We start from the raw sequence: 15628 nt of genomic DNA on the forward strand, positions 1-15628 counted from the left end.
CGTCAGGCGAGGGAGTTCGCCGCTGTAGGCCGGCGACACGCCGGGGCTTCCGCGCCGCTGACGCGGTGCAGCGCCTCCTGCCCACGTGACCCAGGGCCGCCCTCGCTAGGATCGAGCGGGCATATGAAGAACAACTTCGTTTCGGAGGACCGGGGGACATGACGCTGCAACTGACCGAAGTCAGGAACACCCTGGTCTGGTACACCTCGCCTGACGGGTCCGTCGCCACGCTGAACCCGTTGTGGCAGGCCTTCACGGGCCAGACCTACGACGACTACGCGGGTTGGGGCTGGCTCGATGCGATCCACCCCGACGACCGCGCGACGGTGCGGGCACTGTGGGACGAGGCGGCCGCGTCGGCGCAGCCGATGACGCTGCAATACCGCCTTCACCGCAGCGACGGCGAGTACCGCCACGTGGTCGCGCAGGGCGCGCCCGTGATCGACGACGGCAAGGTCACGCAGTGGGTCGGGTTCGTCATCGACGTGACAGAGAGCATGCAGGCCCAAGCCGCACGCCGCGTGAGCGAGGAGCGCCTGCGCATCCTCGACGAGATCGGCCAGGCCACGCGCCACCTCCAGGACGGCGATGCCGTCATGACCGTCACCGCGCGCATCCTCGGGCAGGCGCTCGGCGCCACGCGCTGCGCCTATGCCGATGTCGACAGCGACAGCGACCGCTTCACGATCCGCAGCGACTGGGCCGTAGACGGCGTGCCCAGCAGCGCCGGTGTCTACTCGCTCGACCTGTTCGGCCCGCAGGCCACCTCCAACCTGCGGCAGGGCCGCCACCTGGTGGTGAACGACGTGGACGCGGAACTCGGCGACGACGGCGGCGCGCGCATGTTCAATGCGATCGGCATCAAGGCCATCATCTGCGCGGGGCTGGTGAAGGAAGGCCGGCTGGTGGCGATGATGGCGCTGCACCAGGCGCGACCGCGCCTCTGGACGAAAGACGAGGTGACGGTCGTCTCGGAAGTGGTCGACCGCTGCTGGGCACACATCGAACGGGTACGCGACGCCGCCATGCTCAAGGAGCAGGACGTGCGCAAGGACGAATTCATCGCCACGCTGGCCCATGAGCTTCGCAACCCGCTCGCCCCGATCAAGTACGCGGTGGCCATTGCCGCTCGCCAGAACCCGTCGCCCGCGCTGGCCGACAAGCTCGCGGTGATCGACCGCCAGGTGAGCGTGATGGCCAGGCTGCTCGACGACCTGCTCGACGTCTCGCGGATCAACCGCGGGCTGATCGAACTCCAGTGCGAGGACGCGCAGCTCGACGGCATGGTGGCGCGCGCGCTCGAGGCCACCGAGGCCCTGCTGAGCGCGCAGGCTCACCAGGTGGAAGTGCGGGTGCCGGCGGGCATCACCGTCCATGTGGATCCCACGCGGCTGGTGCAGGTGGTCGGCAACCTGCTCACCAACGCGGCCAAGTACACGCCCAAGGGCGGACGCATCGACGTCAAGGCGGCCGTCGCCGACGGCAAGGTCGTGCTCTCGGTGCGCGACACGGGCATGGGCATCTCGCAAACCGACCAGGGCCGCCTCTTCACGATGTTTACCCAGTTGGCGCACACCAAGTCGCGCGCGCAGGGCGGGCTCGGACTGGGGCTCGCCCTCGTGAAGAACCTGATGGAGATGCATGGGGGCGCCGCGTGGGTCGGCAGCCCCGGCGTCGGCCAGGGGAGCACGTTCTTCGTCGAGCTTCCACTCAGCGAATCGCCCATGCTCGCGGCAGATGCCGAAGACGCTGCCGCCGCGCCCGGCCCTGCCGATCACCTCGCCAGCGAGCAGGTGCCTGCCCAGGCACGGGTGCTCGTGGTGGAAGACAACGACGACGGGCGCGAGACCTTGATCGAACTGCTGCAGGACCTGGGCTACGAAGTGCAGGGTGTCGCCAGCGGACCGGACGCCGTGCACCAGGCAGCGCGGCATGTGCCGCACCTGGTGCTGCTCGACCTCGGCCTGCCGGGCATGGACGGCGTCGAGGTGGCAAGGGAACTGCGCCGCCAGTACCCGCCGCAGCAGATGGCGATCGTCGCGCTGACCGGATGGGGCGCCAAGCACGACCGGGCCCGCACCGAGGCTGCGGGTTTCGACGAGCACCTGACCAAGCCGATCCAGCCGTCGGTGCTGGCGCAGGCGGTGCGGCGGGGGGTGGAACGGGTCTCAGCGCGCGGCGATCAGCACGAAGGCAATTCGCGCCGGGGCGCCTGATCTGTTTGCCCACGCGTGCCGTGTGCCCCGCTGGATCAGGACGTCACCTGCACGAAGCACGGTTGCCTCGTCGTCCAGGATTGCGACGAGTTCCCCGTGGAGCATGAGCGCGTAGTCGATGGTGTCGGTGCGGTGCATGCCTGGATGCTCTCCAGGTTTCACCGCACGGTGCGCATCGTTGTACATGTTCGAGAAGGTGGCCTCCAGCGCGCGTTGCAATTCCTGAGGATCTTCGGGCTCGGGTGGTATGTCGATGATGCGCAGGACGGTGCCGTTCGTCGGCGGCGACACGCCCCGATGCGCCGCGATCGCGTCAGCTTCCGCGATGGGAGAGGGAGCCGCCGCGGTGCACCACAGGTTGGTCACCCGATAGCCCGGCCGTTCGGCGACGGTCCGCACGGCGGGGGAGGGCCCATCCTCAACGATGCGCGAACGACCATTGGCGTCGTCGCCGGTGACCACACGGCGAATCGGGAGGAATGCGTCGCCCATCATTGCGCCACCGCTCCGGTGCGACGGAATGCCTCGCCCTGCTTGCGAAACTGTTCGTTCACCGTGCGTTCCCATTGGGCCCGCGTCTGGTAGGCGACCACCTGATTGCTGCGGGCTGCCGCCTCGCGGACCGCATCGGAGGCAGTTGCCTTCGCACACGCCTTGTCGAGCGTCTGGAGCACCGGTTCGGGCACGCCGCGCGGCACGAAAAGACCTGCGAACGACTCCTCGAGCACCTGCATCCCGAGTTCCTTGAAAGTGGGCACATCCGGGAAGCCGGGATGCCTGCGGGCCGCGCTCACGGCCAGCAGGCGCAGCTTGCCGGCCTGGATCTGCGGCGCCGCTGAAGCGGCGATGCTGCTCACGAAGTCGAGCCGGCCGGCCAGAAGCTCCTGGATCGAAGCGGCATCGCCCTTGAAGGGAACGTGGACCATCTGGAGCTTCTGGTCCCGCGTGAGTTGATCGATCGCGAGAAAGGGTGCCGAGTTGGGGCCCGGCGACCCATAGTTGAGCGTTTGCGTTTTCGCGGCTGCGACCAGATCCCCGATCGTCTTGAAGGGACTGTCACTGCGCACCGAAACGCCAAGGATGTTCTCGGTCACGCCGCACAAAGGTTGAACAGTGTCTGGCCGAAGCTTGAGATTCTTGACGTAGTGCGGCTGCACCGTGACGGGGGTCATCGGCGTGAACGCAAGCGTCAGTCCATCGGCGGGTGCCTGCGACAGTGCGGTCATGCCGATCACGCCAGAACCGCCCTCGCGCGAGGTAACCACAACGCCTTGACCCAACTGCTTCTGGAGCTGATCGGCCAGTGTGCGAGCCATCAGATCGGTGGAACTGCCGGCCGCCCAGGGATTGATGATGGTCAGCGGGCGGGCAGGGAATCCGTCCTGGGCCCAGGCGGTTCCCTGTAGCGCGACGACAGTGGCCGCAAGCAGGATCTTCTTCATGTATTGGAGTCTCCGGAGGCATGACAGGAACGTCGCGGCGCATCATAGTTCAGTCAGTCGACTGAATCAATCGATCGACTGAATCCAGCGTCTATGATCGCCTTCGATGACAAGCAAACTCGACAAGGGAATTCCCACGCGCGAGCGAATCCTGCTGGCGTCCGAGCGGCTGTTCGCCCGCAACGGCTACGCAGGCACGTCGCTGCGTTCCATCATGAGCGAGGCCGGCGTCGACACCGGATCGATTCATTACCACTTCCGCACCAAACAAAGCCTGCTCGAGGCGTTGTTGTCCATGAGGCTGGCCGAGATGAATGCACAGCGCCATGTCTTGCTGGATGGGTGCGAACCAACGGCTCCAAACGAAATACCCGATCTGGAAGCGGTACTGCGTGCGTTCTTCGCGCCTGCGATGCGCTTCGCGCGTTCAGCCGACGGGGCCGACTTCAACCGAGTCTCGGCGCTCTGCTCGGTCGATCCTGACCCGGGGGTGCGCAAGATCGTCTTCGCCGCCTACGATGAAGTCGCGCGACGCTTCACCTCGTTGCTGCGACGCGCGTTGCCCGCTCTCACAGAGACGGAGTTCCACCTGCGACTCGAATGCATGTTCGGCAGCATGATGTACTTGCGTGCCGACAACGGGAGAGTGAGCTATCTGCTCGGCAAGGGCCAGGAGAGCCCCTCCGTCGAAGCGGTGCTCGACCAATTGGTCTCGTTCACGGCGGCGGGATTTTGCGCGGGCTCGACTCCGTTGCGATGACCGCGCCTCGCATGCCCTGGTGAGCGCCATTCGCGCGACATTGACATTGGGGACATATACGCTCGAGGAACACAATGTGTGGTACGTCGAATTCGACAAACACAATATGGCTTATGTCAAGCAGCTTCGGCTTGAAAAACTGTATTTGAACGAAACAATAGCAGCAAATCAGGCTCCTTCGGGAGCCTTTTTGTTGTCATTCGAATCCGCAGGCGGGGATGACTGCGGCACACCCTGTGTTGCAACGTGGCCAGGTGGCCTCACTTCCACCAACAGCGGATGCGCACCAGAGAGAACTCGCATCAGACCTATTCGAACAAACTGCTGCTCCTGCTCAGCATTCGAATACCCCTGCGGCATATACCCTCCGCTTTGGAGCTGCGCGCGGTCGAATTTAAAGTGATTCGCCGTCGCAAGCGCAGCCAAGAGATTTACGAAGAGCTCTTGTCCTTTGCTCCCCCATGCCGCACTTTCGATGTCACTCCTTACTCGCTGCGGGTCCGGCAGGCTCAGGTGTGCGTGGTAGATGCGCCAAGCATCAATTACGGCTTGGAACTCTTTAGGCCTTCGCACACTTCCAAGAACGCGAGTACCGTAAAACGCCAAGTCGATGGCGTTCAACGCCCGAACGTGATCGGGAGGAACCAAGCCGGCCCCGCGCGTAGCCATTAGGGTTTCAAAAATCCACGAGCGCCGGTTTGCTTCTGAACGGAAGCGCTCGACCCACTTTTGAGCTTGCACTGCTAAGACCGGGCCAATCAACGCAGCGCAGATGATTAGCCACTCATTTACGCCCATGTCGTTCAACGTCATGATCTCCTCCAGAAGGCACGATTGTGCTCCCCCGAGCATGAACTGGAACCCGGACGCGCGGGCTGAGACGCAGATGTCAAGCCACTAGCGCCGGAAAAATGTAATCCGTCGTAAGACTTTCAGACAAAATCTGGCCTCCAATCGGAGGCCTTTTTCATGGGGATTCAGGACAGGGACTGGTACCGCGACGACATGCGAAGACGTCAGCTCGAAGAAGAGCAGGGCGCCGCTCGAGCGACTGCTCGAGTACGTCGACCAGGAAAGCCGACGCTGCGCGCTGGCCAGCACCCTCCGAAGCTATGGGGCGCAGATTGGCACTGGAGCCTGCAGCTGCTCGTCTGGCTCTGCATCGCCGTGCTTGCGATGCTTGCCCTACGCCTTCTCGGCATCTGAGGCCGGCTACGCCGGCGTCGAGCACGATCGCCTCGGGAACTAGCCGCATGGCCAAGCGAAAGTCGCGCCAGTCGGCTTCGCCTTGCCGCTGCGCTGTGGCACGCCGTCCGCTTCCGGCCATAGCTCCATTGTGAAAAATCCGACCTGAGCCGGATCACCGCAAACACCCCCGTTAACCCCACACTTTGTGAGGGGCGTAACGGGGGTGTTTTTTATGCGGTGATCCGGCTCAGGCCGGATTTTTCTTGTTGCACGAGCAACCCACTCCCCCCCGCCCCTCGCCCTGCGAGGGGAGCGAGGAAGCATTGCTGAAGGTATTTCCCTTCTACCAACGCAAGGACTCGCAACATGGCCACCAAGAACCGCAGGACGCCGGCAGCGCCGGCGCCGACCCAAGCACCCGCACTCCAGTTCATCGATCTGGACAAGATCAGCGCGCGCGCCCAGGTGCGCACGACATTCGAAGAAGAGCCCCTGCACGAGCTGGCAGCCAGCATCAAGCAGCAGGGCATGCTGCAGCCCGTCCTGCTGCGCCCAGATCCGGACGCGATCGGCTCATTCATCATCATCGCGGGCGAGCGCCGAGTGCGCGCAGCGCACATCGCCGGCCTGGCCGCGGTGCCGGCCCTGGTCGGCGACATCGGCGAGAACACGGCCGCAGAAATGCAGCTGGTGGAGAACATCCAGCGCGAGGAGCTGAGCCTCACCGACACGGCCGCGGCGGTCCTGGCACTCTACGAGAAGCACCAGAAACTCGCGCCGATCGCCGAGCTGACCGGCAAATCGCTCCCCTGGGTGTCCAAGCACCTGGCACTCGCGACGAAACTCAACTTCCGCGCCCGCGTGCTGCTCGACGGCGGCAAGACAGATGACCTCGAGCTAATCCTGGTCGTGTCGCAGATCGAGGGCCTGGGCGGCAAGTTCTACCCGCGCGGCGACCAGCTGGTCGACAAGATCGAAGAGGGCCAGGCGGGGAGGGCAGAGGCACGCGAGCTACTCGCAACACTCAAGGAAGAGATCGCGGTCGAGAAGGCAGCGCACAAGCTGGCTGCGAAGCACGCGAAGAAGACGGGCAAGCCGGCACCAAAGCCAGAGCCGCAATGGAGCCCCCACGAGGGCATGAGCGACCTGCACAACGGCCTGACAGCAACGGAGAACTTCGATCTCGATGCGCTGATCGCACTTTGGACCGACGACCAGGCCGAACAGATGTGCGAGCTGGTTCGCAAGAGCTGGACGGCAGGCTCCCTGGCAGCGACCAGCTCGAAGCTCGAGGCCCTGCGCGCCCTCGGCCAACACCTCGAGCAGCAATACGGATACCACGACGCCGAGCACATCGCCGCGTTCACCCTGGGTGCGTCGGCCATCGATCTCACGCTGCGCGACCTGGCGGTGGAGTGGAAGGCCATCGTCAATCCGTGACTTTCGCATGCGAAAAGACGAAGCCGCCCGAGGGCGGCTTTTTCTTTTGCCGCTACAGCAGCGCGGCGAAATCCGCCAGGAAAAGGATCAACGCAGCGATGCTCGAGCACCTTGCGGGTCACGCCATCCCGGAGCGTCAATCACCGTCAGAGCAGGGCCAGGATGGCTCTGCGGCGTGTTTTCTCGGCCAGCGAGGGGCGAGGGTGCTTGTGCCGGCTGAATCGCACTGTACGGGTCAAACGGCGGGTTCTCCAGCCATGCGCGGCACTCGGTGTCGGTCAGGCCGGAATTCGTGCCTTGCTGCGTGACGCACCGGCACCCCTTGCTGTTGCAGATAGCGCCCGCGACCACGGGCATCACTGCGACCTTACGCAGTTCATCGAAGGCGGGGGCACTCTCGGGCTTGTGGCTGATGCGCGGCAGCCATGCGATGCGGTCATCAATGAACTTCGGTTCTGGTGCTGCCTGTTGCTGCTGCGGAGCGGACGAGGTGCCGGCCTGGCCGGAGGCGGCGGCTGTCGCTATCGGCTTCTGCGGGTTGACCTTGGCGGAAATCATCCCGTAGGCGCGCCAGCTCATGAAGGCGACGATGCAGAGCGCCAGGACCATGACGGCGAGCATCCAGGGCACCGAGCGCACGGGCTTAACGTGCACCGACGCGGACTTGTATTTCGCCTGGGCGGCCTTGTCGAGGCGGTACCGCTTCTTGATCGGTGCGTTCTTCCAGGCGGTGCGGCAGTTGTCGGCGCACTCAGGCCATTCGTACCACCAGCGGCCGAGGATGCCGAGATCGCGCAGATGCACGTGACGGCCGACCAGGGCGCGCACGTTGGCGTCGACCAGATTCGGGCCTTGCGTGATGATGTAGAAATCGAGGCCGCGATGCCGATGCGTTTCGAGCTTGGCGACGTGCTCAGGCACCTTCTGGCCCGGACCACGCGGGCGCCAGACGTTCTGCACTTCATCGAGCACGACAGCAGAGCCATCGGGCACGGTGTCGGGCCACGTGGTCGGGTCGGCAAGCTCGACGTGCGGAATCTTCAGCTCAGGAATGCCGAAGACATAGACCGCGCGTTCCTTGCCGATGGCTTCGAGCATCGACACGAGCGCATTGCTTTTGCCGGTGCCCGGCGCGCCAGTGATGAGCGTGATCATGAGCTTTGGCCCGTGGTCTGCAACGCGAAGCGCTTGAGCACCATCCACGCGAGCGCAGAGGTGAGGCCACCGGACATGATCGACATGGCCTCGAAGAAGCCCGACAGCAACAACAGGTTGAGCAGATCAGCGGTCATGCCGGTGAACGATGCCTTGACGGCATTGAGCGCACCAGACAGCGCGCTATCGGCGCCGACATAGGTCGCGGTGCCGAGCCCGAGCGCTGAGAAGACGCGGGTAACGAGCGGCCACGTGATGCGCGCGAGCCATGCAGCGATGCCGTCCATTTCAATTCTCCCTTCGGGCGACGCCCAGGAACACGAGCGCGGCGCTCAGCCACGCGAACCCGATCAACAGCGGTTTAATGCCGAGTGCGAAATCGCACAGAGGCTGCATCGAGAACGAGAAGTTTTGGCCCACCAGTTGCAGAGTCTTGGCCTGGGGACAGACGCCGCCGACAGGGAAGCCGCCTTCGACGTTGATCGCCAGCGGAATTTCCTTGTTCGGCACCGGCAGCGGCTCAAGCTCATCAGGCTTGAACACCTGACACGCGATGATGTCGGGGTGCTCTTTGCAGAGGTCGAATTGCTCGGGCTTCTCGCCAGGCGGCGCACCAGAGCCGACCGTTTGAGGATCGGTGATCCCGGCAGGGTCCGTGCTCGTGATCGTCTCGGGCTGTGCGTCAAGCCGAGTGGGGTCGCCGGGCGCTGGCGCAGGAACAAACCTCGTGACCGGCTGACGATACTGCTGCGGGTTCGTGTTCGGCACCGGCTGCGGCAATCCCTGCGGAGCGCGCAACGGCTGCGCATTCGGCGGCTTCGAATTGTCCGGGTTGAACACGTACGGGATCAACGGATCGAGCGGGTAGGGCACGCCCTGCGGCAACACCGGAGGCAGCGGCTTGTTCGCCATTTCGTCTTCCAACTGCTGCTGCGTCACAGGCGTTGGACCAAGCGACGACACACAGCCAGTGGGCACCACGTACCAGCCGGCCGGGCAGTTCGACGCATCGACACGATGCAGCGCCGCAACCCCTACAGCAGGCTCCCGCGTCCCATTCGATTGGACAGGCGTGGCAAAACACCAGCCGTAACCAGCAGGGCCGCCAGTTGACGACACCGAGTGGTACTCATAGTGGGACGGCGAAATCGCGTGGCTGAGGATCGGCATAGCGGTCCGACAGGTTTGCTCCCGAGTCAAAGCAGGTTGATTGTTCACCCCGTTGCCACTGGCAGAAGCAAGATACCGATATCCGTCCGACAGCGTCGGCGTGTACGGCTGACCGTTTTCATCGACAAAGCACGTGCGAGCCCACGACCCGCCCTGCTTCTCGAAGCAGTTCGACGCAAGCCATGCCACAGCAAGAGGAAGCCCAACACCGGGAATAGCACCACGCGCCGCTGCGCCAGCAAGCGCGCGCGCTGTGCCGGGACCGAAACGCAAGGCCGCCGATGTGGCAGGCGCACCAGGGAGCACCGGCCCAGGCACCCGCGTGTACGGCTTCTTTTCGAGAAGCCCCTCGAGCGGCGTTGAGCCACCAGGGGTGTAGGTTCCACCGCCCATGCCGGGCGGCGACGATGGCGAGATGAACGCAGCGGAGGCAGCAGCCGCAGCGAACATCAGGGCCAGCCCTACCAGTTTTGCACGAGCAGCCATGCGGCCCCCAAGATGGCAACGAGCGTTGCCCAGAACTCAGGCGTTGCCATAGTCGGAGCCCGTTTCTCCGCGCAGCGCGCGGGTGATGAATTGGATGCAAAAGACGCCGATCCAGGCGGCGGCGATCATCCAACCGAGACTCATCGCGTCCTCGGCCTGGAGCATGTTGCAGGGCTGCGCCGTGAACGGCGCAACGTGCGTGATCGCTGTACCGCCGCCGACCGGCGACAGGATGTAGGTGATCGAGTTTTCATCGATCGTGGAAGCGCTCACGGTGTGAGCGGTCCCGGCTTGGCCGACGATGACGCCGACCATGGTTGACGCTTGAGCCTGCGCCGCCTCGGTGGCGGTCGCATAGCACGTTGAGCCCACTTGGAAGGCCATCGGTTTACCTCGGCATGGTGATGGCTTTCGCCAGGTGCTTCAACGCGAAAACGCTGACGTACGCCGCAAGGACGGCGCCAGCGACCCACAGCGCGCCCTCCAGGCCGCCCTGGAGAGCTTCCCGGAGAGCGGCGGGCATCACAGGCCCTTGCGGATGAACTTGAAGGCGTAGACGGCCACGATGGCCGCGAGCACGATGCCGGCGACGGTGAGGGCGTCGGCTTGCAGAGCCGTCAGCGCGGTGCTGACGTTCTCGGGCACTGCGGCCATGGCCGAGCCACCGAGGGCGACGAGGGACGAACCGATGGCGGCGGGGCGGACGAAGCGAGCGAACTTGTTCATTGGAAACTCCAGTGTTGAACTGGTGGTCCCGGAAATCGGGATTGCACCGGAAGGCCCTCGGCGTCTCGCGACGTTGGAGGGCTATCCGTTGAAATCACTTAAACAGCCAGCCGACTACGGCAATTGCGGCGAGCGCGCCGAGCTTCCAAACGAAGCTGCGGCCGAAGGTTTGGATCAGCCACCGCACGACAATCTCCTGGCGGCTTCGCGGCGATTTCTCTCTTCGAGCCGGTAGGCCAGTTCCGCCCAACGCTCAGCCCGACGCTCCCATTCCTGCGCACGCTTAGTGAACGAGACGCGAGCACCACGCTTGCGCACGACCTCGCCAGCGAAATCGAGCGCCTTTGTGCACAACCAGCCGCCGACGACCGCGAAGAAAGCACAGATCGCGGCCCACATGCCGACCACCTCGAAAATCAGGTGGAACTGTTCGTTAGACAACGTCATACGAACACGTAGGCGAGGGCGTTCAACAGGCCGTAGCCGGCGAACGCGGAGAGGGTGAAAAGGGCGATTCGCATCGATGCTCCTCAGTAATCGTTCGATGTTCCGATGCAGTCGAGCTAGAGCAGCAGGTGCATCACTCCACAGCGTCAAGGGTCATGTCCACCGGAGTGACCATAGTGGTCTCACCGGTGTCCTTGTCCGTCGTGCGGAACGCCTTGCGCGTGTACCCGCCAACCTTGCAACGCTGCTCGATCTCGTCGCCAACAGAACCGAGCGAAGCCTTGCTGCGGATCTCGACGACCTGCGGGCGGCTGTACGCATCGGGCGCCGGCGTGAGCAGCCGCGTGTAGTGCGTGCCATCGTGGCGGCGGCGAGCGTCGATGCGACCCTTGACCAGGACCTCCATCGGAACAACTGCCGTTTTCGCATGCGAAAGTGGGGAAGGGGAGGCCATCGGTTGCACAACTGCGTTCATCTCATTACTCCTACGCCGCTAGGCGCATCAAATCCCGGCTGACGTGGTACTCGGGGCGGTTCCGAGCCGGTTGATTGCAGAACCGCCTGTCGCCCCTCATGGGCGTGAAGTCATGGATCAAGGAATCGTTCGCCACCAGGACGATGTCGCTGCCGCGCCAGCTCACGCCCGCTTCCTCGAGGAGCTTGCGGCTGCGATAGAACGCGGTCTTGCTGTAGCGCTCGCGGGCCTTCTCGTCGCCACGTGTGGCCATCGTTTGCCAGAAGGCGTGCAGAAAGTGGGCGCGCTTCGGCTCATAGAGCTTCTCGAGGCGCTGCCACACGGCCTCTTCGGTTCGTACGGTGTCCATGCCTTGTTTTCCTTCGCGAAGGATTCGCTCGATCTCGCTGTCGTGAATGCGCTGCAGGTATTCGTCGCTGAGCTCGGCCGCCGTGGGATTGCGGCCGAAGTCGTACTGCAGCTTGTCGGAGTGAATCTCGACCTCGACGCGCAAGCGCCGATCGGCGAGACGTTGAAGCGCTTTCAGCTTCCGCTCTACGCGCTCGGGGTTCTTCTCGTCAGTCCCGTGCAGATGGTCGAAGAGGGTGCGGAAGAAGCGGCGCAGCCTGGCGTAGTCGTGAACCTTGAATTCCGAGCCCTTGTGATAGAACTTCACGGTCGTGGTCTTGCCCGGGAAGTAGATGCTCTGTGCACACTTCATTGCCTTCGCGCCGCGGCGCGGAAAGCTCATGAGCTGCATGCTGTCGAAGAACTGTTTGATGCCGGCAGGGGAGAGCACGAACACATTCGCCACGTCCACGCGATGCACAGTCCAGTTGTCGGCTGGCGGCAGATCTGTGTCGAGCAGCTTCTCGATCAGCGCGACGAGATAGCGCGCGGACTCAAGGAAGTTCGTCGGACCGCCATAGACGTTGTGGCCGAGCAGCACTTTGTGCACGCTGGCCTCGACGAGTAAGTAAGGCTCACAGGGCTGCAGTCGGACGCGGCCGTTCTTGTCGGCTACGTGCTCCTCGTGCATCGGCTTGATCCCAATCCGAGCATCCCAGCTGCCGAGCAGCTCGCCGGCGTGCAGCTCGTAGAGCACCTCACCGGTGCCGAGGTGCATGCCCGAGCGCAGGATGCATTGCTGCTCGATGCGCCGCATGACGGACAGATCCATGAACGGCGAACGGAGCTTGATCGTGTCGTAGGCCACGGCTCAGCGATCTCCGCTCATCAATTGGGACTCTTCATAGCGCTCGGCGTAGTGCACAGACTCCCACCGCGCACGCTCAGCGAGCAGTTTCCCGAATCCGGGACTGTCAGGCGGTGCTACCACGCCCGCCTGACAAAAATTCGGGAGCGGGGTCACCGGAAAACGGCCCGAAGCGTCGGCCTTCGGCCCGCCGCAATCGGGCTCGTTTGCCGGGCTGACGCCGTAGCCGATCAGCTCGGCGGCGAGGAGACGCACACGATGCTCATCCTCGAAGATCTCGCGATCGACTCGCGGATTGCGCTCGCAACGTTCGAGGCGAGCGAGCACGAAGAACCAGAGGCGCAGGAAATGGCGAGCCTGCGTGCTCATGAGCACACCTCGGGGCCAACTCCAAGCTGGCAGTTCTCCTCGCGTCCCTCTAGCGCCATAATCGCCCTCACGATTAATAACTGGCGAACTTCATATCCGCCAGAGTTACTACTATCCGGGCGGGATAATATCTGTCGGAGTTACGTTATGAATCAAGTTGAAGAACTAAATTTCCTGATCGACAAGGCTTCCGCGATAGCCGGAAGCGATTACAAGCTCGCCAAGATGATTGGCTGCATGCCGCAGAACGTGAGCAACTGGCGACACGAACGGGCCTCCTGCTCCCCGGAAAACAGAGCCTTGCTTGCGGCCGTAGCAGGCCTGGATCCGATCGCAGAGCTTGCACGCGCGGTAGTCGAGAAGCACGCGGGCACGTCGAAGGGAGACATGCTGATGAAAGCCTTGGGAAAGGCTTCGCTAGCGACTGGCGCGGCCCTGGCTTCCGCTGGCGCAGCCGCACACCAGATTTTTTCGACGGTCCAGACAGCTACCGGGCTGGGTGAGCTTTTGAATCGAATTACACAATGTGTGTTATGTTAAACACAAGCCAGGCATTTCGCGATAGGCAGTGCTCGCAACGCGATCCGGCCCATGGCCGACCTCCCGCAGTCGATCCGATGCCCGCCCGCTCGCCTACTTCAGCCGTACGTTCATCTCTTGCGCAAACACACGCTTCCACTCCTCGATGATCGACTCGGTGACGAGCGACGCGTGGGCAGCGATGCTGAGTGCCAGGTGCGGCGCGCCGCTGGCGCTGGGCACCGCGGTGCCCATGCCGAAGCCGTCCGTCACCACCGTTCCCTGGCTCAAGGCGAAGCCGGTCTTTCGCGCCATGCGCACCGCACCGCGCACGCTCTGAGGGTTGAGGCGGGGGTACGGCTTCAGCCCCGGCGCGATCAGTTCGATGATCTGTTCGCCATGCTCCTTGTCCAGCGCCGCCAGCAACGCAGTGGCGCCCGCCCCCACGCCGAGCAGGCGCCGCTGGCCGACTTCGACGGGCACGAAGCGCATGAGCGCCTGGCTGTCCGCCTTGGCGAGACAGACGGCTTCGACACCGCTGCGTCGCATCAGGTACGCGGTGGCGCCGGTTCGGTGTGAGATCGCCGTGAGCACGGGCCGCCAGTGCGCCACTTCGAGCATGCTGGCGGACGGCGCGAGGCTCAGCTCGTGGACCAGCTCGCCCAAGCGGTAGCGCTTGTCCTGCTCGGGCGCGCTGGCAAGCCGCTCCTCTATCAGGCAGCGCAGGATGCGGTGCGCGGTGGAGCGCGCCAGCACGCAGTCGCGCGCCACCTCTGCCAGCGTGGCGCCCTCGGCGCCGGCCTTGCCCAGCGCGCGCAGCACGGCCGCGGCGCGCCTGATCGCCTGCGTCCCGTCGGGTGCGGCTGGTTCAGGACGAGAAGAAGTGCCCATGATGTGGAACAGTTGCGGCCGTGATTTCCCTTGCCGATGGATCAAGGTGCTGGATACCTTCGTGCAGATGCGCAGAATTCAATGCCCGAGTATCCCACCATGTGGTTGATACCAACTTCACCCAAGCCGCAGAGGAGCACGAACGACATGGGCCCCATCTTTTCCATTCCGCCTTCCGGTCGCCGGCGCAGCCTGCTGCTGGCAGCCACGGCCGCCGCCGCACTGGGCGGCATCGCTTCGTGGCCCGCCTCGGCGCAAGGCACCTTCCCCGACAAGCCGGTGCGCATCGTCGTACCGTTCGGCGCTGGCGGATCCGACTCCCTTGCTCGTGCGCTTGGCGAGAAGCTCGGCGCGCAGCTCAAGCAACCCGTGATCGTGGAAAACAAGCCCGGTGCGGCGGCCCTCATCGGCACGGAATACGCGGCCGCACAGCCGGCCGATGGCCACACCATCCTGTTCCTGGGCGGCGGCAGCCTGACGCCTGTGCTGGTCAAGGACCTGAAGTTCAACCTGCTGCGATCGATGCGGCCCGTCGTCTGCGTGGCGCGCGGCGGCATGACGCTGATGGTGCCGGGCACGCTGCCGGTGAACAACTTCCGCGAGTTCGTCGACTACGCCAAGAAGAACCCCGACAAGGTCAATTTCAGCTACACCGCGGGCAGCATCCTGCTGGCGGGCGAAATGCTGAAATCGCGTGCGGGCTTCGAGGCCACGCCGATCCCCTACAAGGGATCGACGCAGGTCGCCACCGCCCTGGTCGCCGGAGAGATCCAGATGGGCATCGACGTGCCGCTGTTCTACGTGGGCCTGATCAAGGAAGGCCGCATCAAGGCACTGGCGCATGGTGCCGCCGAGCGCTCCCCTTCCCTGCCCGACGTGCCCACGCTGGCGGAAGTCGGCGTGCCCGACCTCACCTTTGCCTTCTCGTTCGGCTTCTGGGCACCGGCCGCCACGCCCAAGCCCGTCGTCGATCGACTCAACGCCGCATTCAACGAGGTGCTGAAAGACCCCGACATCCGCGCCCACCTCGCGCAGGCCGGCGTGATACCGGTCGGTGGTGCGCCGGAGGTCCATTCCCGCCAGGTGGCGGCCGAGCAGCAGATGTGGGCGCAGGCGGCTGCGGCGATCGGCTACAAGCCGGAGTAGGCG

At 64.3% G+C, this 15628-nt stretch carries 18 protein-coding genes; 5 read left to right on the forward strand and 13 right to left on the reverse strand.

Annotated elements, in window-relative coordinates; genetic code table 11:
• The first annotated feature begins 158 nt into the window (after nucleotides 1-158).
• Nucleotides 159-2216 carry a hybrid sensor histidine kinase/response regulator gene (locus tag AC3A6R_RS17215; protein ID WP_487865035.1) on the forward strand — a complete coding sequence of 686 codons (2058 nt, stop codon included), beginning with the start codon at nucleotides 159-161 and terminating at the stop codon, nucleotides 2214-2216.
• Here AC3A6R_RS17215 and AC3A6R_RS17220 read toward each other — a convergent pair.
• Together AC3A6R_RS17220 and AC3A6R_RS17225 are read right to left on the reverse strand one after the other, a co-directional pair.
• Nucleotides 2169-2711 carry a cupin domain-containing protein gene (locus AC3A6R_RS17220; protein WP_487865036.1) on the reverse strand — a complete coding sequence of 181 codons (543 nt, stop codon included), beginning with the start codon at nucleotides 2709-2711 and terminating at the stop codon, nucleotides 2169-2171. The genes AC3A6R_RS17215 and AC3A6R_RS17220 overlap by 48 nt on opposite strands.
• Nucleotides 2708-3658: a tripartite tricarboxylate transporter substrate binding protein gene (locus tag AC3A6R_RS17225; RefSeq protein WP_487865037.1), complete on the reverse strand. Its 951-nt coding sequence runs from the start codon at nucleotides 3656-3658 to the stop codon at nucleotides 2708-2710. The genes AC3A6R_RS17220 and AC3A6R_RS17225 overlap by 4 nt, the downstream gene beginning before the upstream one ends.
• A 106-nt stretch (nucleotides 3659-3764) precedes the next feature.
• On the opposite strand from AC3A6R_RS17225, the gene AC3A6R_RS17230 reads away from it, so the two are divergent.
• Complete coding sequence (locus AC3A6R_RS17230) at nucleotides 3765-4418, forward strand: TetR/AcrR family transcriptional regulator (protein ID WP_487865038.1); 654 nt, start codon at nucleotides 3765-3767, stop codon at nucleotides 4416-4418.
• A gap of 168 nt (nucleotides 4419-4586) precedes the next feature.
• On the opposite strand, the gene AC3A6R_RS17235 is transcribed toward AC3A6R_RS17230, so the two are convergent.
• Entirely contained in the window at nucleotides 4587-5231 is a 645-nt protein-coding gene (locus tag AC3A6R_RS17235; protein ID WP_487865039.1) for a DUF6680 family protein, read from the reverse strand.
• Between the two features lie 741 nt (nucleotides 5232-5972).
• Between AC3A6R_RS17235 and AC3A6R_RS17240 the strand changes: the two genes are divergently transcribed.
• The gene (locus AC3A6R_RS17240; RefSeq protein ID WP_487865040.1) at nucleotides 5973-7046 is read left to right on the forward strand and encodes a ParB/RepB/Spo0J family partition protein; all 1074 of its coding nucleotides are present in this window, start codon (nucleotides 5973-5975) and stop codon (nucleotides 7044-7046) included.
• An 87-nt stretch (nucleotides 7047-7133) separates the two neighbouring features.
• On the opposite strand, the gene AC3A6R_RS17245 is transcribed toward AC3A6R_RS17240, so the two are convergent.
• The 9 genes from AC3A6R_RS17245 to AC3A6R_RS17285 form a co-directional block, all read right to left on the reverse strand.
• The gene (locus AC3A6R_RS17245) at nucleotides 7134-8201 is read right to left on the reverse strand and encodes a zonular occludens toxin family protein (protein WP_487865041.1); all 1068 of its coding nucleotides are present in this window, start codon (nucleotides 8199-8201) and stop codon (nucleotides 7134-7136) included.
• Nucleotides 8198-8488 (reverse strand): DUF2523 domain-containing protein, encoded by a 291-nt coding sequence (locus AC3A6R_RS17250; protein ID WP_487865042.1) that lies wholly within the window; start codon nucleotides 8486-8488, stop codon nucleotides 8198-8200. The genes AC3A6R_RS17245 and AC3A6R_RS17250 overlap by 4 nt, the downstream gene beginning before the upstream one ends.
• A 1-nt stretch (nucleotide 8489) precedes the next feature.
• Nucleotides 8490-9821 (reverse strand): virulence factor TspB C-terminal domain-related protein, encoded by a 1332-nt coding sequence (locus AC3A6R_RS17255; RefSeq protein WP_487865043.1) that lies wholly within the window; start codon nucleotides 9819-9821, stop codon nucleotides 8490-8492.
• Between the two features lie 72 nt (nucleotides 9822-9893).
• Nucleotides 9894-10241, reverse strand: coding sequence for a hypothetical protein (locus AC3A6R_RS17260; protein WP_487865044.1), 348 nt, complete (start codon nucleotides 10239-10241; stop codon nucleotides 9894-9896).
• Between the two features lie 138 nt (nucleotides 10242-10379).
• Complete coding sequence (locus AC3A6R_RS17265) at nucleotides 10380-10583, reverse strand: major capsid protein (RefSeq protein WP_487865045.1); 204 nt, start codon at nucleotides 10581-10583, stop codon at nucleotides 10380-10382.
• 174 nt (nucleotides 10584-10757) lie between these two features.
• Nucleotides 10758-11030, reverse strand: coding sequence for a hypothetical protein (locus AC3A6R_RS17270; RefSeq protein ID WP_487865046.1), 273 nt, complete (start codon nucleotides 11028-11030; stop codon nucleotides 10758-10760).
• Between the two features lie 133 nt (nucleotides 11031-11163).
• The gene (locus tag AC3A6R_RS17275; protein ID WP_487865047.1) at nucleotides 11164-11505 is read right to left on the reverse strand and encodes a single-stranded DNA-binding protein; all 342 of its coding nucleotides are present in this window, start codon (nucleotides 11503-11505) and stop codon (nucleotides 11164-11166) included.
• A gap of 10 nt (nucleotides 11506-11515) precedes the next feature.
• Nucleotides 11516-12700, reverse strand: coding sequence for a phage/plasmid replication protein, II/X family (locus AC3A6R_RS17280; RefSeq protein WP_487865048.1), 1185 nt, complete (start codon nucleotides 12698-12700; stop codon nucleotides 11516-11518).
• 3 nt (nucleotides 12701-12703) lie between these two features.
• Nucleotides 12704-13069, reverse strand: coding sequence for a hypothetical protein (locus AC3A6R_RS17285; RefSeq protein WP_487865049.1), 366 nt, complete (start codon nucleotides 13067-13069; stop codon nucleotides 12704-12706).
• 147 nt (nucleotides 13070-13216) lie between these two features.
• Between AC3A6R_RS17285 and AC3A6R_RS17290 the strand changes: the two genes are divergently transcribed.
• Nucleotides 13217-13609: a hypothetical protein gene (locus AC3A6R_RS17290; RefSeq protein ID WP_487865050.1), complete on the forward strand. Its 393-nt coding sequence runs from the start codon at nucleotides 13217-13219 to the stop codon at nucleotides 13607-13609.
• A gap of 93 nt (nucleotides 13610-13702) precedes the next feature.
• Here AC3A6R_RS17290 and AC3A6R_RS17295 read toward each other — a convergent pair whose 3' ends face one another.
• Nucleotides 13703-14479, reverse strand: a complete 777-nt coding sequence (locus AC3A6R_RS17295) for an IclR family transcriptional regulator (protein ID WP_487862025.1) — start codon at nucleotides 14477-14479, stop codon at nucleotides 13703-13705.
• A gap of 147 nt (nucleotides 14480-14626) precedes the next feature.
• Between AC3A6R_RS17295 and AC3A6R_RS17300 the strand changes: the two genes are divergently transcribed.
• Nucleotides 14627-15625, forward strand: a complete 999-nt coding sequence (locus AC3A6R_RS17300; protein ID WP_487862026.1) for a Bug family tripartite tricarboxylate transporter substrate binding protein — start codon at nucleotides 14627-14629, stop codon at nucleotides 15623-15625.
• The last annotated feature ends 3 nt before the right edge of the window (nucleotides 15626-15628 follow it).

This window comes from Variovorax sp. Soil_C_19 (genome assembly GCF_057657255.1).

Bases quoted from the DNA above. Each gene is read 5' to 3' on its own strand.
- AC3A6R_RS17255 (WP_487865043.1), bottom strand. From the start codon at position 9,821: ATGTTCGCTGCGGCTGCTGCCTCCGCTGCGTTCATCTCGCCATCGTCG.
- AC3A6R_RS17295 (WP_487862025.1), bottom strand. From the start codon at position 14,479: ATGGGCACTTCTTCTCGTCCTGAACCAGCCGCACCCGACGGGACGCAG.
- AC3A6R_RS17290 (WP_487865050.1), top strand. From the start codon at position 13,217: ATGAATCAAGTTGAAGAACTAAATTTCCTGATCGACAAGGCTTCCGCG.
- AC3A6R_RS17275 (WP_487865047.1), bottom strand. From the start codon at position 11,505: ATGAACGCAGTTGTGCAACCGATGGCCTCCCCTTCCCCACTTTCGCAT.
- AC3A6R_RS17250 (WP_487865042.1), bottom strand. From the start codon at position 8,488: ATGGACGGCATCGCTGCATGGCTCGCGCGCATCACGTGGCCGCTCGTT.
- AC3A6R_RS17260 (WP_487865044.1), bottom strand. From the start codon at position 10,241: ATGGCCTTCCAAGTGGGCTCAACGTGCTATGCGACCGCCACCGAGGCG.
- AC3A6R_RS17225 (WP_487865037.1), bottom strand. From the start codon at position 3,658: ATGAAGAAGATCCTGCTTGCGGCCACTGTCGTCGCGCTACAGGGAACC.
- AC3A6R_RS17270 (WP_487865046.1), bottom strand. From the start codon at position 11,030: ATGACGTTGTCTAACGAACAGTTCCACCTGATTTTCGAGGTGGTCGGC.
- AC3A6R_RS17300 (WP_487862026.1), top strand. From the start codon at position 14,627: ATGGGCCCCATCTTTTCCATTCCGCCTTCCGGTCGCCGGCGCAGCCTG.
- AC3A6R_RS17285 (WP_487865049.1), bottom strand. From the start codon at position 13,069: ATGAGCACGCAGGCTCGCCATTTCCTGCGCCTCTGGTTCTTCGTGCTC.
- AC3A6R_RS17235 (WP_487865039.1), bottom strand. From the start codon at position 5,231: ATGACGTTGAACGACATGGGCGTAAATGAGTGGCTAATCATCTGCGCT.
- AC3A6R_RS17230 (WP_487865038.1), top strand. From the start codon at position 3,765: ATGACAAGCAAACTCGACAAGGGAATTCCCACGCGCGAGCGAATCCTG.
- AC3A6R_RS17245 (WP_487865041.1), bottom strand. From the start codon at position 8,201: ATGATCACGCTCATCACTGGCGCGCCGGGCACCGGCAAAAGCAATGCG.
- AC3A6R_RS17220 (WP_487865036.1), bottom strand. From the start codon at position 2,711: ATGATGGGCGACGCATTCCTCCCGATTCGCCGTGTGGTCACCGGCGAC.
- AC3A6R_RS17215 (WP_487865035.1), top strand. From the start codon at position 159: ATGACGCTGCAACTGACCGAAGTCAGGAACACCCTGGTCTGGTACACC.
- AC3A6R_RS17265 (WP_487865045.1), bottom strand. From the start codon at position 10,583: ATGAACAAGTTCGCTCGCTTCGTCCGCCCCGCCGCCATCGGTTCGTCC.
- AC3A6R_RS17240 (WP_487865040.1), top strand. From the start codon at position 5,973: ATGGCCACCAAGAACCGCAGGACGCCGGCAGCGCCGGCGCCGACCCAA.